The sequence below is a fragment of the Bacteroidales bacterium genome (assembly GCA_023228145.1).
Classification (GTDB): domain Bacteria; phylum Bacteroidota; class Bacteroidia; order Bacteroidales; family CAIWKO01; genus CAIWKO01.
In genome coordinates this window covers 1-18,256 of the sequence record JALOBU010000028.1, presented here as the reverse complement: position 1 = coordinate 18,256, position 18,256 = coordinate 1, and the positions used below count along the sequence as shown (strand labels likewise).

11 protein-coding genes are annotated in these 18,256 nt (G+C 37.8%); 5 read left to right on the top strand and 6 right to left on the bottom strand.

Annotation, left to right across the window (positions count from 1 at the left end; genetic code table 11):
- Nucleotides 1–3 precede the first annotated feature (3 nt).
- The 4 genes from pheT to tsaD all read right to left on the bottom strand — a co-directional run bounded on the left by pheT (nt 4) and on the right by tsaD (nt 5,099).
- A complete protein-coding gene (gene pheT / locus M0R16_11530) occupies nt 4–2,463 on the bottom strand; it encodes a phenylalanine--tRNA ligase subunit beta (GenBank protein MCK9613502.1) in 2,460 nt (819 codons plus the stop codon).
- A 102-nt stretch (nt 2,464–2,565) separates the two neighbouring features.
- The gene (locus M0R16_11525) at nt 2,566–3,411 is read right to left on the bottom strand and encodes an MBL fold metallo-hydrolase (protein MCK9613501.1); all 846 of its coding nucleotides are present in this window, start codon (nt 3,409–3,411) and stop codon (nt 2,566–2,568) included.
- A gap of 66 nt (nt 3,412–3,477) precedes the next feature.
- Nucleotides 3,478–4,005, bottom strand: coding sequence for a hypothetical protein (locus tag M0R16_11520; GenBank protein MCK9613500.1), 528 nt, complete (start codon nt 4,003–4,005; stop codon nt 3,478–3,480).
- Nucleotides 4,006–4,076: 71 nt separating this feature from the next.
- A complete protein-coding gene (gene tsaD / locus M0R16_11515; GenBank protein ID MCK9613499.1) occupies nt 4,077–5,099 on the bottom strand; it encodes a tRNA (adenosine(37)-N6)-threonylcarbamoyltransferase complex transferase subunit TsaD in 1,023 nt (340 codons plus the stop codon).
- A 123-nt stretch (nt 5,100–5,222) separates the two neighbouring features.
- Here tsaD and M0R16_11510 point away from each other — a divergent pair, with 123 nt between their 5' ends.
- The 5 genes from M0R16_11510 (at nt 5,223) to M0R16_11490 (ending at nt 16,124) form a co-directional block, all read left to right on the top strand.
- Entirely contained in the window at nt 5,223–9,539 is a 4,317-nt protein-coding gene (locus M0R16_11510) for a translocation/assembly module TamB (GenBank protein MCK9613498.1), read from the top strand.
- A 315-nt stretch (nt 9,540–9,854) separates the two neighbouring features.
- Nucleotides 9,855–12,065, top strand: coding sequence for an SBBP repeat-containing protein (locus tag M0R16_11505; GenBank protein ID MCK9613497.1), 2,211 nt, complete (start codon nt 9,855–9,857; stop codon nt 12,063–12,065).
- 228 nt (nt 12,066–12,293) lie between these two features.
- Nucleotides 12,294–13,790, top strand: a complete 1,497-nt coding sequence (locus tag M0R16_11500) for a potassium/proton antiporter (GenBank protein MCK9613496.1) — start codon at nt 12,294–12,296, stop codon at nt 13,788–13,790.
- Between the two features lie 312 nt (nt 13,791–14,102).
- Nucleotides 14,103–14,543: a hypothetical protein gene (locus tag M0R16_11495; GenBank protein ID MCK9613495.1), complete on the top strand. Its 441-nt coding sequence runs from the start codon at nt 14,103–14,105 to the stop codon at nt 14,541–14,543.
- Between the two features lie 393 nt (nt 14,544–14,936).
- Nucleotides 14,937–16,124, top strand: a complete 1,188-nt coding sequence (locus M0R16_11490; GenBank protein ID MCK9613494.1) for a T9SS type A sorting domain-containing protein — start codon at nt 14,937–14,939, stop codon at nt 16,122–16,124.
- Nucleotides 16,125–16,690: 566 nt separating this feature from the next.
- Here the strand turns inward: M0R16_11490 and M0R16_11485 are convergent.
- Both M0R16_11485 and M0R16_11480 read right to left on the bottom strand, forming a co-directional pair.
- Nucleotides 16,691–18,040, bottom strand: coding sequence for a T9SS type A sorting domain-containing protein (locus M0R16_11485; protein MCK9613493.1), 1,350 nt, complete (start codon nt 18,038–18,040; stop codon nt 16,691–16,693).
- Nucleotides 18,037–18,256: T9SS type A sorting domain-containing protein (locus M0R16_11480; protein ID MCK9613492.1), on the bottom strand; the 220-nt coding region annotated here is incomplete at its 5' end. The genes M0R16_11480 and M0R16_11485, both read right to left, overlap by 4 nt.

The window sequence follows — 18,256 nt, the reverse complement described above, 5'->3', positions numbered from 1 at the left end:
TAATTATCTTATTTCGGCATCAAGCTTGGTTTTATAAGCTTGTATGAGTTTGGTCATGGTTTTTTCAATACGTTCGTCTGTCAGTGTCCTTTCTTCATCTTGCAAGATATAACTTACGGCATAGGATTTTTTATCACGGCCTATGTCTTCACTTTCATAAATATCGAAAAGTTCAACTTTTTTAACCAGTTTGGGTTCTGTTTCATAAGCTATTTGCTCGACTTCAGCGTATTTTACCGATTTGTTTAACAACAAGGCAAGGTCGCGCTTTACTTCCGGGAACCTGCTTATTTCATGGTATTTTATGCTTTTTGTAGGCAGGTCAAAAACCATCATGTCCCAGTCGAATTCAGCAAAAAACACAGGGCCTTTAATATCAAACTGCCCGGTAATCGATGGATGAAGGCATCCTAAATTACAAACCATTTTATTATAATAAACATAACCTAACTGATTGCTGTAAAGGGCAGGTGTTGAATTTTCAAGAATGCTTAAATTTTTTATGTCAATGGCTAGGCGTTTGAAAATATTATCTGCCATTGCTTTTATAAAGTAAAAATCAGCTTGTTTTTCATCGGCATCCCATGAATCGTTGACGATATTTCCGCTTGCAAATAAAGCCAGGCGGCGAAATTCCTGATACTTTTCGAGTGGGTTGTCCGAAACGGTGTCTTTGCGGAAATATACTTTCCCGAACTCATAAAAAAGAGTATTGTTGTTTTTATGATTTTTATTATGTGAAACACATTCGAGGCCGCTGAACAGCATGGTTTGACGCATCACATTCAGTTCTTTGCTCAGCGGGTTAAAGATGGGAACAAGCTCTCCCGTTTGAAAGATATTTTCATTAGAAGAATAATAATCGGATTTGCTAAGCGAATTCGTGATAATTTCATAAAACCCTTTTGCAGTGAGGTAATCAGAAATTATATTCTGCATTTTTTCAGGATCAGGCTTTGGAAAGTAGCTTAAAGAGGTTGTGAGCAATTCACTGAATTCAATATTATTATAACCGTAGATACGCAGTATTTCCTCAGTAACATCTATCTCTCTTGTTACATCGGTTTTTAAAGGGGGCACGGATAACGTAAGGATATTTTCACTATCCGAATTCACTTTTATTTCAAGTGAAGTCAGAATGTTAAGCACTTTTTGTTTTTCAATATGTTTTCCGGCTACCGCATCCAGTTTGTCTAAGGAATAAGTAATTTTTTTGTCTTCGATAACTTGAGGGTAAACATCAACAATATCCGATGAAATATCTCCGCCAGCGATTTCTTTAATGAGTAATGCTGCGCGTTTAATGGCATAAATTGTTATGTTTGGGTCGGCACCTCTTTCGAAACGGAAAGAGGCATCCGTCTTCAGACCGTGATATTTTGATGTTTTCCGTATGCCTCCCGGACTGAAATAAGCGCTTTCCAGAAAAATATTTTTCGTGGTGTTTGTTACTCCCGATTTTTCGCCTCCGAACACCCCGGCAATGCACATGCCTTCCTTGCTGTTGCATATCATCAGGTCGGAAGAATTCAATTTACGTTCCACGCCATCCAGTGTGCGGAATGCGGTGTCTTGCGGAAGTTTTTTTACTATCACCGTCTTGCCTGTGATAACATCGGCATCAAAGGCATGCAGTGGCTGGCCTGTTTCAAAAAGCACATAATTGGTAATATCAACAATGTTGTTAATGGGGCGCACACCCACGGATTTTATTTTTTCCTGAAGCCAGGCAGGCGATTCTTTAACTTCAACATTGCGGATGGCCAATCCTGTATATCGTGGACAGGCTTCTGTGTCTTCAACTACAATATCTATTTTAAGACTTTGATTGTCGGGTTTGAATTGACTAACATCAGGTAGTTTTATTTGGTGCGTGCTGTCGTTACGGCAGTTCAGCACGGCAATAACATCACGGGCAACACCGATATGTGAGGTGGCATCCGAACGGTTTGGCGTTAATCCAATCTCAAAAACAAAATCTTCACCTGCATCAAAGTAATCTTTCGCTGCTTTGCCAACAGGCGCTTCATTGTCAAGAATCATAATGCCTTCATGCGAATCACCCAGGCCGAGTTCGTCTTCGGCACATATCATCCCTTCTGACAGCTCGCCGCGCAGCTTGGTTTTTTGCAGCACAAATTCTCCTTTGGGGGTTGACATTTTTGTTCCCACAGTAGCCACCAGCACTTTCTGACCTTTATCAACATTGGGAGCGCCGCAAACAATTGAAAGTAAATCACCCGAGCCAACATCTACTTTTGTGAGGCTGAGCTTGTCGGCATTGGGATGCTTGCATTTATCAACCACCAGACCAATTACGATACCTTCAAGCCGGCTTTTATCAATGCCTTTATGTTCTATGGCTTCCACTTCCAGACCGCAATCCGTAAGCAGTTTTGATAAGTCTTCAGGGTTTGCTTCAATGCCTGTGTATTGTTTCAGCCAGTTGTATGATATTTTCATTGCGAAAATAATTTTTTACAAAAATAAGCATTGCTGTCAGATTTGGCTAAATAAAAAACCTGTTGGTATTTTTTTATAAGAGGCTTTTATTTATTGTTTTGTTCAAGTGTTCAGAAAAAAATCGAGCGTTCCTTTTTCTTTAAGGCGGATGCCTTTTCCCGTGTTTTGCAACGTGCAACATTCATTCAGTGCATCGTGCTGAAAAAGCAAAATATAATTATTTTCCACAGCCTCATTCAGGAAGTTTTGTTTTTCATCCATCGAAAGCAAAGGCCTTGTGTCAAAAGCCGCCACATAAGGCATGGGAATATGGGCAGTAGTTGGAATAAAGTCAGCCATATAGGCCAGCGTTTTATCCTTGTGGCGTATTATGGGAATGATTTGCCCTTCGGTATGCCCGTTGGAAAAGCGCAGAAAAATGTTTTCGGTGAACTGTTTTTCTTTTTCAATAAGTCTAAGTTTCCCGCTTTGTTCCATAGGGGACAGGTTCTCTATCAGAAAAGAAGCTTTTTCACGCTTATTAGGCTTGTTGGCCCAGTTCCATTGTGCCTGTGAGCACCAGAGAACAGCATTTTTAAAAGTTGGAACGATATCGCCTGCCTTGTTTTTCCGGAATGTGCCTCCGCAATGGTCAAAATGAAGGTGAGTATGCACTACATCGGTAATATCATCTGGTGAAAAACCAAGTGAATGTAAGGAATCCATAAGATTATTTTCGCCGCTTATATAAAAATGGCTTCTGAACTTTTCGTCCTGTTTGTTTCCCACTCCGGTATCAAAGAGAATCATTCTGTTTTCCTCTTTAACCAAAAGGTTCCGGAGGGCAAAAACTATCATATTATTTTCATCTGCCGGGTAAATTTGACTCCATAAAGATTTTGGTACCACACCGAAACAAGCCCCTCCGTCGAGTTTGAAATGCTCAGCAGTTACAAAAAGAATTTTCATAATTTTAGTAAGATATTTTTGAAAAATTACTCTTTAAGCTGCAATAGTGTTGATGCGCGGAAATAATCAGGGGAAACTTATAGTCAAATCATCCATGTAAAAAGTCCTTTTGTCGTTGCTCCAGACATAGATGTTGATTTTGTTATCAGGCTGCAAGTTTACGGGCAGGGTAAAAGATGTTTTAATCTCCTTCCACTGATTGGGTTGGCTAATGGAATCTTTGAGCGGATGCCCAAGCCAAAAAATATTTTTACCTGCCGAATCAATGCTGATGACCAGCTGGCTGGAGATGCCTATTTCGGGATAGTGCAGCCAGAAATTAACGGATACGACTTTAGGGATGGTGTCGCCGATTTCGGATAACAGTTGGGTAAATCCAAAACTATAGGCATTGTTTGAATCAAGACGGCTAGAGTATTTCCCCGAGTGGGCTATATCTTTTACCAGTTTATCGCCCCCCATCCATTTTTCATATTCCATATCACTGGAGTATGCGATTTTATTATTGACGATAATATTTTCGTCATTGCCTGAACAAGCACACATAAATGCTACGGCTGATAATACCAAAAAGATGTTAAAAAATTTTTTCATGGAAATTTTATTGGTTTGTGCAAAATTATATTTTTATCCGAAGATCACTGACAATAGTGATAAATTTTTTGTCATTTTCCCTTATATCGTGTATAAGGCACCGACTTTATATCCGCAAAGTCATTATTTAAAAATTTATAATACCCTGCCACAGCTATCATGGCGGCATTGTCGGTACAGAATTCAGGCTTGGGAAGGAAGAGGTTCCACCGCTGCTTTTCCCGGATTTCCGACAGCGTATTTCGCAGCAATGAATTCGCCGAAACACCCCCTGAGATGGAAATTTCTTTTATGCCGTTTTGCTCGGAAATATGTATTAATTTTTTGACAAGGATATTGATGATGGTTTGTTGTATGGAGGCGCAAAGGTCATGGATGTGATGTTCAATAAAAAGAGGATCTTTTTTTAATTCATCCCTGATGAAGTACAGAAAAGATGTTTTTAGCCCGCTGAAGCTGAAATGCTTATCCGGGGTTTTGGGTTCAGGGAATTTATAAGTTTTGGGATTGCCCTGCCGGGCATACTTGTCTATTTGCAGACCGCCTGGGTATGGGAGCCCCAGAATTTTTGCAGCTTTGTCGAAAGTCTCGCCTGCAGCATCGTCAATGGTGTTGCTGAGGGTGTGAAACTCTGAAAAGCTTTTCACCATAATTATCTGGGTATGCCCGCCCGAGACCAACAGGCATAAATAAGGAAACTGCGGATGCTGCCTGTCAATATCCGGCTCGGCAATAAAATGAGAAAGCACATGTGCCTGTATGTGGTCAATTTCTATCATGGGTATTTTCAGCACCAATGCCATGGCTTTTGCGACGGAAACCCCCACAATTAATGAACCCAGCAGGCCGGGGCCACGTGTAAAAGCGATAGCTGATAATTGATTTTTTTGTACATTTGCTTTCTGCAACGCATGGTCAATAACAGGGATAATATTAATCTGGTGGGCGCGTGAAGCATATTCAGGCACAACCCCGCCATAGTTTTTATGAATTTCCTGGCTGGCTACGACATTGGAAAGCAGGAGGTTGTTGTTGGCAACGGCTGCTGAGGTGTCATCGCATGACGATTCGATGCCTAAGATATATGAGTTCATGAACAGAAAAAGTTTTCAAAAATAAAGAAATTAAATAAAATATTAATCATCCTTTATGCAGTGCTGCTTGTTTTTCCCGCCGCATTGTTTGTTATTATACAAAGCAATATTGTTCAAACCTATATGGCACAAAGGGTTTCTGCTTACCTTTCGGAAGAACTCAAAACAAAAGTCAGCATCGGGAAAGTTGATATCAGGTTTTTTATGGATGTAACCTTAAAAGATGTATATATTGACGACCTGCACCAAAACCCGCTCATCACTGCAGAAAAAATTAATGTAAAACTCGGGGATTATAATATTAAAGGTAATTATTTTGAACTCAGAAAAGTAATACTTGACAACACCGCATTTCACCTGCATAAGTATAAGCATGAGGAAAAAACCAACCTACAGTTTCTGGTTGATTATTTTAAATCGGATGAAGAAAAGAAAAAATATGATTACCCCCTAAAACTGAAGATTGATAAGCTTCAGATTTACAATTCCGCTTTCAGTTATGTGGACGATAACAAGATGCATAAGCCCGGCATGGTGGATTTCAGCAATATCGGCATTGCCGGTTTGAATTTAGACATGAGAAATGTTGCAATAATTCAGGATTCTGTGGCTTCCGAAATAAAAAATTTATCCTTTTATGAAAAAAGCGGTTTTGCTGTGAAACGTTTTTCTTCGCTGGCAAAAGTTTCACGAAGAAACATTGTCGTGAACAATCTGCTTGCCCGAACCCTGAAATCTGATTTAGACCTTGACCTGGCTTTTTTATACGACGATTTCGGCTCGTTTAAAGATTTTGTTCACAAGGTTACCATCGTTTCGGACATAAGGCCGAGCAGGTTAAACCTTCTTGATATTGCAGCATTTGTTCAGGCGATGAAAGGAATGAATAATGAAATAAATATTTCTTCAGAATTAAAAGGAAAGGTTTCGAACCTGAAAGCGCGGAATTTTTTGATGCATTACGGTTCCGACACATACCTGAACGCCGATATTGCCCTGAATGGCCTTCCTGCCATAAAAGAAACTTTTTTTAAAATAAAAATCAGGCAATTCAGCAGTTCCCTTGCCGACATCAATAAGGTGGCGTTGCCGGCTTCGGATAATGGAAGTTCAAACACCCTTCATCTTCCCGACATCCTGAAACGCCTGGGAAATATCACTCTCAAAGGAAATTTGACGGGTTTTTATACCAACTTTGCCGCAAACACCACATTGACAACAGATATAGGATTGGTAACCGCCGATATTCTGGTTAATAATATACAAAATAAGATTTTTTATAATGGAAAAATAAAGACGGAAAACCTGAATGCAGGACTGTTGCTAAATACCAGAGAAACATTCGGAAATGTGAGCCTTGACGCCGAGATTAACGGCTCGGGATTTACCAGGAATACGGTTTCATTTACCCTTAACGGGAAGATGAACCTTCTGGAGTTTAAGAATTATGCCTATACCGGAATCACTCTGAATGGCAACTTTGAAGAAAATGTTTTCAAGGGGCAGATTGATGTGAACGACAAGAATCTGATGATGGCATTTAATGGTAAAATTGATTTGAACGATTCACTGCCCGTTTATAATTTTACTGCGGATGTGAGCCATGCCGAACTGACAAAACTCAAGCTGCTTACCAGAGATTCAATTTCTGAAGTGAAGGGCAAAATGAAAATTGATTTTTCAGGAAATAGTATTGACGATATCAACGGCTCCGTTAGCTTGCAAGATGCCTGTTTTAAGAGAAACAAAAAAATTGTCAGCCTTAATTCCATGTTGCTTGTAACAAAAATAACTTCGGGGGGATATCGCACTTTTGATTTGACTTCCGATTATGCAGATGCTGTTTTCAGGGGTTATTTTAACTTTTTAGAATTACCCTATTCCTTTACAAGTTTTTTAGTAAAATACCTGCCTGATTTTTACTTTGCTGCCGATACCGTGGAAAGAGAAATTGCCCGTCAGGATTTTGATTTTGACATAAGGCTTTACAATGCCACCCCTGTGGCGGAGTTTTTTATCCCGGACATAAAACTTGCAGAAAATACGAGCTGCAAGGGCTCATTTAATTCCATTAAAAATACAGCCGACATGGAAGCTCAATCTTCCAGCATTTCATTCCGCAACTTTGGACTGATGAACTGGAAACTTCGTGTGCTGGCCGATGATGGCATCATTAACCTTGACCTGGCTTCTGACACGCTGAAAATATCCGATAGTTTATTCTTGTCGGCGTTTGATGTGGGTGCGCAGGTTAATCACGACAGCATTTTTAGCTCCATAAAATGGGACAACAAAAAGCCGGTTAACAATAGTTCGGCAGATATCAACTTGTTTTTATCTTTTAACAATAAAAAAACTTTTATAGGGGTTCACCCATCCTACCTTATCCTCGATGACAACTTGTGGACATTAAGTACTGACGCCAGCGTCGTTATGGACAGTTCGCGTATCGTGTTTAACAGGCTGAAATTATTTCGCAATGAACAGAATATTGAGATTTATGGCGCCATTTCAAAAAATCCGGAAGATGTTGTTTCCATAAAGTTCAACAACTTTAATATTTCCAATTTTGATTATCTTACGAATGCAAAAAAATTCGACCTCGACGGCATTATTACGGGTAATTTGTACATCTCTGACATTTACAATGTCCCCGTCTTTTTTGCCGACATTAAAGTAAAGGATTTCGGGCTGAACAACGACAAGCTCGGTGATGTATTGCTGCAAAGCAAATGGGATGATATTTCCAAAGGGATATACCTGAATGCCGAGATTTATTATGTGGGCGCTGTCGGCAAAAGCAAGCCGCTTATCGCAAACGGTTTTTATTATCCTTCCGGCAAAAATGAAAATTTTGATTTTTCCATAAATGTTGATAATTTACGGCTTAAAGCATTGTCGAGGTATATTTCCAGCTTTGCATCCATACAAAGCGGAACGGCTACCGGGTTGCTTACCCTGAAAGGTATGGCCTCCGACCCGGAACTGAGCGGCAGCCTGAAAGTGATGAGGGCCTTGCTGCATATCAACTATCTCAATACCAGTTATGCCTTTGCCTATGATGGAGTGAAGGTCGAAAAAAACGGATTTTCGTTTAAGGATTTAGTATTTATTGACCAGCACAAAGGCGATACGGGGATCATTACCGGACATATCAATCATAAAAAGTTTAAGAACATTTCGTATGATATTTCTATAAACACCAAAAAACTGATGTGCCTGAATACCAACCCGCTTTTGAATGAGGTGTTTTACGGGAAAGCCTTTGCCACAGGTTCGGCGCATATTTATGGCAACCAGAACGGGATTAACTTTGTGATTTCGGCAAAAACAGAGAAAGGCACGCAGTTGTTTATCCCCACGGGCTATGCTTCCACGCTTCAGTCGAGCGACTATATTTCTTTTGTGTCGAAAGAAGACAGCAAAGGCAATAATGGGTTCAAAGGCATGCAGCTCAACAAGGGGATAAATCTCGACATGTCGTTTGATGTAACGGATGATGCTGAAATACAACTGCTTTTTGACCCCAGGGCCGGCGACCGTATCCGCGGCATCGGAAATGGTAATATCAAAATTGCCATTGCCAGCGATGGTGATATGAAAATGTATGGCGACTACATACTTTCTTCGGGGGATTATCTGTTTACATTTCAGAACATCATCAACAAACGTTTTGTTATTGACGCCGGCAGTACGGTGAAATGGAACGGCGACCCTTATAATGCCGAACTGGATATTGTGGCCCGCTACAAGCTGAAATCAAATCTTGCCGGGCTGGGCGTTGACACCAACAGCCATTATGTGCCGGTGGAATGTGTGATATTTATCAAAAATGTTCTTGCCAGCCCCGAATTCAGTTTTGAGGTAGAGTTGCCCAACATGACGGATTATGAAAAAGCTCCTTATTTAGCCGCTATTAATCAAAACCTCAATAACAATTTTATTTCGCTTTTGGTTATTAACAGTTTTGTAAGCCCCAATGTGGGTATTGCCCAGACAGCCGCTTCGGGGGCCACCCTGCTTGGGAAAAGCGCCAGCGAAGTGCTTTCCAATCAGCTCAGCAACTGGTTATCGCAAATCAGTAAAAATGTAAACATAGGTGTGAATTACCGTCCGGGCGATGACATTTCGCAGGAAGAAGTAGAGGTAGCGCTATCCACACAATTGTTTAACGACAGGGTTTCCATTTCGAGCAACCTCGGAGTGGCTACCGGGCAAAATAACGGGCTTAATAGAAGTTCAAACCAGATAGTAGGCGATGTGGATGTGGAAGTGAAAATTACAAACGCCTTAAAGCTCAGGGTGTTTAACCATACCAACCAGTACGATATTTTACAATATAATTCTCCATACACCCAGGGCCTGGGCCTTGTTTACCGCAAAGAATTTAATACCGTGAAAGACCTGTTTAAAAGGAAGAAGAAAAAGATGCTGCTGTAAAGAAAGATAAGGAATAAAAAAGATGGGTTAAACTATATCAAGTAATGGTATAAAAAACGGATTGCTGCAATTAAGTTGAAAAAATAGTAAATAAAAAGATATGAGATATTAGAAATTTTGTAATTTTATGCTTGAGAAGAAAATGAATGCAGCTGTTATTTTTTAAAAGAATAAATATTTAATTAACTGATATTGAAATGTTTGAGATGTTTTTTTAGATAGCACCAACTCAAGTTATAAGGTAAAATATCACCAATGGCACAACACAATTGTTACCATCAATGCGAAAGAATACAATTATCTAGATAAATTGAAATGAAAAAAATTTTATTTGCATTAGCCGTATGTGTTTTTTTCTTCGGTGTTTCGGCACAAAACAAAAATGACATAGAAAAATACACATCTCAAAAGCCACAATACGGATTTATTGAGAATAAAGGGCAAATACATGACCAGAATTATAGAGCTAACCCTAATGTTAAATACCTCTTATGTTTGGGTAATGGTATGAATGTTCAGCTTAAAGGCAATGGTTTTAGTTATGACACTTATAAAACCGAAGTCAAAGAAAGAATCATTGACGATTCTTATGATAAAATGCGGCCAAATAATGAACCGCGAAAAGATATTATTTATTATTTTCAAAGGGTTGATGTGGAGCTGGTTGGAGCAAATATGAATCCAGAAATTATAGCCGAAGAACCTTCAGCCGATTATCTGAATTATTACAATGCTGTAACACCTGAAAGCGGGGCAACATTTATTCGTAATTATGGGAAAATTACATACAAAGATATTTATCCGGGTATTGACATGGCGTTTGTTGCCCGTACCGGGGAAGATAAACCTGTTGAATATACCTTTGTAGTTCAACCGGGTGCTGATGCCAGCTTAATAAAACTGCATTACATCGGAGCCAATAATACTCGACTAAAGAATAATAATATACAAATAGATGTTGCTCATGGCAGTTTTATGGAAAGCATCCCTGTATCCTGGATAAAGGAAACAAATAATAAGCTAAACATAACTTACCGTGCTTTAGACGAAGATATATACTGTTTCGAAATACCATCTTACGCTCCAACACAAACCTTAATTATTGATCCAAATCCAAACCTTGATTGGGGAACTTATTACGGAGGAAGTGGGAGTGACATTGGATATGGAATTTCTTGTGATGCAGGCGGAAATGTATTTGTAACTGGTAGTACAGAATCTACAACTGGGATTGCAACAAGCGGAGCGCATCAAGAAACATACGCGGGTGGCAACAATGATGCATTTGTTGTAAAATTCAATAGTGATGGAGTCCGTCAATGGGGCACTTATTACGGTGGAATTGAGTTTGATTATGGACAGGGAATTTCTTGTGATGCAGGCGGAAATGTATTTGTAACTGGTGGTACGGGATCTACAACTGGAATTGCAACAAGCGGAGCACATCAGGAAACACACGTGGGTGGCTACTATGATGCATTTGTTGTAAAATTTAACAGTAATGGTGTCCGTCAATGGGGCACTTATTACGGTGGAAGTGGGGATGACCTTGGATATGGAATTTCTTGTGATGCAGGCGGAAATGTATTTGTAACTGGTTATACTTACTCTACAACTGGGATTGCAACAAGCGGAGCACATCAAGAAACATACGCGGGTGGCAATTGGGATGCATTTGTTGTAAAATTTAACAGCAGTGGTGTTCGTCAATGGGGCACTTATTACGGTGGAAGTGGGTCTGACCGAGGACAGGGAATTTCTTGTGATGCAAGCGGAAATGTATTTGTAACAGGTGATGCAGGATCATATACTGGGATTGCAACAAGCGGATCACATCAGGAAACATACGCAGGGTACCTTGATGCATTTGTTGTAAAATTTAACACTAATGGTGTTCGTCAATGGGGGACGTATTACGGTGGAAGTGGAACTGACTTTGGATATGGAATTTCTTGTGATGGAGACGGATATGTATTTATAACTGGTGTTACGACATCTGAAGAGGGGATTGCAACAAGCGGAGCACATCAAGAAACATTCGCGGGTGGCACTGATGCATTTGTTGTAAAATTTAACAGTAATGGTGTCAGTCAATGGGGGACATATTACGGTGGAAGCGGACAAGAAAAAACACTGAGAATTACTTGTGATGCAGGCGGAAATGTATTTGTAACTGGCCGTACGGCATCTGCAACTGGAATTGCAGCAAGCGGAGCACATCAAGAAACACTCGCGGGTAACGATGCATTTGTTGCAAAATTTTCAACCTATGCCATTATTGAAGAAGATGTATTTTTAAGTATAATTATATATCCGAATCCAGTAACTAATGAATTAATTATTGAAGCAAAAGACAATAAAGAAGCTATCAATTTTGAGATTTTTAATTCGCTCGGTCAGATCATTTTTAAAGGTGATTTAATTGAAAAAACTGCTATACAAACAACTAACTTTACTCCCGGTGTTTATTTGATAAAACTTGAAAGTGATAATACATTTAAGTTTAAAAAGATAGTAAAACAATAGTCGATGTTAAAAAACTAAATTTTTAAGGCAATAAAAAGAAAATTGAATTGTCAGAATTTAAAATACATTTCAAATCATTGACAACAGACAAAAGAGCGCCCAGTTGGTAACAAGGTGCTTGCGCAATTGAAAAAGCGCAAGCACCCGGTCCGTTGGCAACAAGTGTAAAAAGACAGACGTACAGACATTTAAATAATTATATAAAATTAAACAGCACAAAATAAAAAGATGAGTTTACATATTGAGATTATATTATTGGTTTTATCAGTTTTGTTCTTTTTAAGCATTTTGGCAGGAAAAGCAAGTTCAAGATTTGGAGTTCCTGCATTATTGTTATTCCTATGTGTAGGAATGATATTTGGTAGTGATGGACTAGGTGTGCAATTTGAAAATATTCAAATATCAAACACCATAGGAACCATTGCGTTATGCATCATTCTTTTCTCTGGTGGATTAGATACGAAAATCTCAGAAATTCGCCCAATAATAGCGAAGGGAATTATACTGGCTACTTTAGGGGTGTTTTTAACTGCAATAATAACGGGAGTGATTATATGGTGGGTTTTAGGAATGACAATGGCATCAGCTGGATTTGGTCTGTTAACTTCTTTGTTGTTAGCAGCAACCATGTCATCAACAGATTCAGCTTCAGTATTCTCTATTCTCCGTTCAAAAAATCTACAGCTTAAAAACAACCTTCGCCCTTTATTAGAGCTTGAAAGTGGGAGTAACGACCCTATGGCATTTGTACTTGTTATCACATTAATAGATTTAATTAAGCTGAGTAATGCTCCCAATTATTGGGTAGTTGGTGGGACACTATTTTTACAACTAGTAATTGGTGCTTTACTTGGTTTTGCTTTAGGAAAATTGGCGGTTAGAATAATCAACCGTATTAAAATTGGAAATGACTCTTTATATCCAATATTGATTTTCACTTTCTGCATTTTTATTTTTTCTGCAACCTATTTTATTAAAGGGAATGGTTTTCTTGCCGTTTACATTGGGGGGTTGGTTATCGGCAATTCAAAGTTTGTCCACAAACGTTCAGCACTCAATTTTTTTGATGGATTAGCATGGATGTCGCAACTGATTATGTTCCTGACATTAGGATTACTTGTGAATCCACATGAATTAATACCTATAATTATTCCTGGACTAATTATAAGTTTTATAATGATTTTTGTTTCCAGACCATTAACTGTATTTCTTTGTTTGCTTCCTTTTAGAAAAATGCAATTTAAAGATAAAACATATGTTTCCTGGGTTGGTTTAAGAGGAGCTGTGCCTATTATATTCGCCATTTATCCACTTGTAGAGAATGTACCGCATGCGAGACTCATATTTAATATAGTCTTTTTCTGCACATTAGTTTCATTAGTAGTACAAGGAACATCACTACCTTTAATAGCACGTTGGCTTAATCTTGCCGAAAAGCCAAAAAAGATAAAGAAGATGATAAATTTTGATGTTGATTTTTCAAATGACATAAAATCAGTTACAACAGAAATAGAAATTACACAAAAAATATTAGAAAAAGGAAATAAGCTAATGGAATTGCCATTTCCTGATAATACATTGGTTGTTATGGTAAACCGTGAAGATAATTATTTTGTACCAACAGGACAGACGATTTTACAAGAAAAAGATAAAATCTTAATTATTACTGATAACCATGAAGCTCTAATCGATACATATAAAAATTTAGGAGTTGAAAATATATAAAAGTATAGAACACCAGTTGCCAACACGCGGTATAGTTAATTGCCGGTGCAGTGGGTATTCGAGTGGCACAGCTCGTATCAAAAGTAGTTGTAACTTGATAGGAAAGTGCTCCGAAACCTGCCTGACTGCCTGTTGCAGTTAAACCGGCAGGCAGGTCGGCAACAAAAACACACCGCCAAACCGTTAGGTTTTTTTTAAGCAAATTCACTCAGTAACTTTGTAAAAAATATTTTAAATTGTGGGGCACTTTATAAAATTGTTTTTTTCAGAGCAGGTGGTATTTTTGTTTATTATGTGGCGAAACTCTCTGCAATGATTGCAAATTACGGTAAGGCACGCTTTCACATCCATCAGCAGGGTTGCGAAAACCCCGGGATGATGTCTCCCTCGCTCAAAATAAACAATATTTCCATTGTTATAAATGCAAACCTGCCGGCAAACTGGCTTAAAAAGTACAGGCAAACCGACAGCATGACGTTTGGAAAAACAATTTACTTTAAAGGCGACAATCTTAATCTAAATCTAAGTCATAGTGAATTTACACTGCTGATGCACGAATTGAAGCATACGGAGCAAATAAAGCGCCTTGGCGAATGCCGGTTTGCAGCAAAATACGGCGAAGAATTTGCCAGATATGGTTATGCCCGTATGCCACTCGAAAAAGAAGCTGATGATTTTGCTGCGAAAGCATTATACAAAAACGGAATCATCCTGGTAACGGAAAAACATTTTTATAGAGTGAAACAAGTGTGAGCGCTGCTCTTGCCGTGCATACACAGAAAACGGGATTATTCACCGATCACATATAATTTCAATATATTTTAAAATAAATTTGCTTTTACAGTTTATTTATTATACTTTTATTCATTGATTAAAACATATAGACAAAAAATTCAATATTTATTATTACAGCACTGTTATTTTAAAAACTAAATGATTAGAAAAAAAATATTGAGTATTATAACGCGTTTTGCTATTGAGAACATAACTATCTGACGATCAGATTGAGCAAAGTCGAAATCTGAAACGTACATATCTTGCAGATATATGAACTAGTGAGATTTCATAATTAAACAGTACAATCGGTGATAAATGTTTTTTAAACTCAAAAAAATAAATCGCACAACCCAATTAAAAAATACGATTATGAAAAGATTATTATTATTTTTTATTCTTGTAACTGCAGCATGTTCTTTGCTTGCTCAACCCTTTGGCAACCATGTTTCCATGGATGGAGTGAATGACAATATTTATTTGGTCCACAATGACCCGAATTTTATTCCCGAGAATCATGATTTCACTGTTGAACTTTATTTCTACACTTGTTTTGACGGAAGTAACCGGATTATTGACCTGCAAGGTTCAACTGCAGGAACCGGATTGGATATTATATCTTTAAACCAGGGCCAGTTTTTAATTACATCCCAGCCGGGCGCGTATGGTACAGCTACGTACATTCTGATTTCCGTTTCTTCTATGGTAAACCAGTGGCATCATATCGCATGGACATATTCGTATATCGATTCCATGAATTGTATCTATTATGATGGGAACCGCATTCAAGAGTTTAAATATTATGCAAAGGGGCCTACCAATGACATAGGTATTGGTTCCGATGATGATGATTATGGTAATTCGGGGCTTCGGGGATATTTGGATGAAGTGAGGATTTCAGATGTGGTAAGATATTCGGGCGCTACTTACACTGTTCCTGCTGATTCTTTTATTACGGATGGTAACACTTTGTTTTTACTGCATTTTGACGAAAACAAAGGAGAGTCTGTTTTTCATGATACGGGCCCGCATCATTATTCAGTTCAGGGCTTATTTGGTTCACATATCGTTGAACCTTTTGCAGTTATTGGAGACACATGCATAACGGGACCCGGAACAATACAGTTATGGGCCACTGGAGGAACTATGTATTCCTGGACCCCGTCTGTTTTTTTAAATGACAGCTCCCTTGCTATGCCTACGGCATCGCCAACATATCCCATAATGTATTATGTTACTGTTTCTGACACGAATCAATGCTCCTTTACGGATTCTGTATTTTTAGATATAAGCGTCAATACGGAAGAGTATGTATATGAAAATAATTCTAAAATAATATATCCAAATCCTGCAAAAAGTGATATTACTATTTTAATACCAAATTCAAACAGTGGGGAAATTTTTATCTTCGACCTGGCAGGGAAAATTATTTTTCAAAATAAGTATTTTCAGCCCAATATAAATATTGATATTTCAAATTATAAACCAGGCAACTATATTCTTAAAATTTTTGACAAAAATGCCACTATTATTCACCAGGATATAATTATTAAGCAATAATTTCACTATAAAGAAAATACAGTTTTCTTCTTATGACAATTAAGTTGAAATAAATCCCAGATAAGTATAGTGTTAAGAATGTTAAAATATAAAAATAACAACCGCTAACTTTGTACTGCCAGCGGTTGTCTGCCTTGCGACATTCAGGTCTGCTTACAGACAGGATTGTGTACATCAAATATATCCCACCATACAGCTGCACCGGCACGTTAAAAACACTTGCTATAATTTTATGCTTAATCCCAGATTACGCAATAGAAACGTAGTGAACTATTGAGTAGCGCGCAGGATTGTGCGCTGAATCTGGGTAACCCCGACTTAGTAAATGTTCCTGGCAATTTTTAAATGCTGGGATTACATTTACTTTGTCGATTCCGTATTAAAAATTTACATTATAAATTATTTAAAAACAGTTAATTATACTTATTTATTCCTAATGCTACGCATTAGAAAATTCTTAATGCGGAATTTGGGTTTAATACATACAGTTTTACATACAAAAATTAATGCGGAAATCAATAACTGCGAAAATATAAATGATACATTTTTTTTGAAATAAAAAATAATCATTCCACAATCATTTTACCTTTTCCTACATTAATATTGCCCTCAACAACCCTAAAGAAGTACATTCCCTTACTAATTCCGTTTCTTGATATTCTAATTTCTTTTCCGTTAAGATTTTCCATTCGCATTACCTCTTTACCAATAATATCATAAACTTGTAGTGTAGCTTCATTTAATTGTTTTGAAAATATTAGGGTTGTGTATTCTGTGAATGGGTTCGGATAATTTGCTGTCAATGTACCATGATGTTCCTGTATGGAATTTAGCGGGTGATTATATTTAGCAATACTGCTTATGGAATCATTGCCTATTTTTCTAAAAGAACCGCCAACATAAAGTTCATCGTTAATAATGCAAATATCCCTTAAGCAATAAAACTCATCAAATTCCTCATCATTCAAACAAGTCCATTGTTGGCCATCCCATTTTGCAATATTTTTACAAGAACTACCTCCAACCTCTGTAAACCACCCACCCACATATAATTCGTTATTATAAACTTTCATGCAAGTAACTCTTTGGTTTGTGCCATCGCCGACCTCAGAGAATTGATGCCCATCCCATTTCATAATACAATCACCTGTAAAACCATTCACTTTATAAAATTCGCCACCAATATAAAGTTCATTTTTATATAAAGTCATAGTTTCTATAATGCACGTTGTGTTATTAAATTGCATAGAAACAGGAATTATATTATAACCATCCCATTTTGCAAAACAAGCAATCGGGAACTGTGGATATAAGTAAAATAAACCACCAATATATAATGTATCCTGAAAAAAAGCCATGCAACTAACCGCATAACCAGATGTATGATTATTATATAATGGTGTCATCCCGGAAAAGCTTGTTCCATCATATTTCCCAAGCAAAAAGGTTGAGTCATTACCGCATTTGAAGAACCCTCCACCCATATATAATATTCCATCCTTTTCCACAAAACAATTCACAGCTAAATCATCAGTATTCGGTAAAGTATCCCAGATAGACCCATTTAATTTTGCAAAATTCACATGCCACATATCGTAAAAAATACTTGAAGTCATTAATGTGTCATGATATTTATAGATTCCACCCTTTGTGCCATTGAATTTATTTGCATCTCCTACTGAATCCCATTTAATCCCATTCCATTTAGAAATTCCTCTCATAGGGATTTTATTTCCATCTTCAGTGAAAGAACCGGAAATATAAATAAAGTTTGAATCAGGCAATAAATGGTATATTGTTGCATAAGGATGCCCAATCCCTTTATCCAAAGGCAGCCAGTTTTGGCTCTGGCTGCCTCTTACTGTTATCAGAAAAATAACAAAACAAATTATTAGTGCTGTTTTTTTTAGGTTCATTGTTTTATAAATTTCTCTGCAAAACATTTATTATCCGACTGCACCTTTATTATGTAGCAGCCTTTGCTCAATGCCTCCGCATTTATATTAATCTTAGCGGCATTACTGATATTGTGAGTCATGATAACTTCGCCCAATAAATTTACCACCTGTAGCGTGCCTGATGTGATGAACGGAAAAGAAATAGTAAATTCATTACTGGTAACAGGGTTGGGA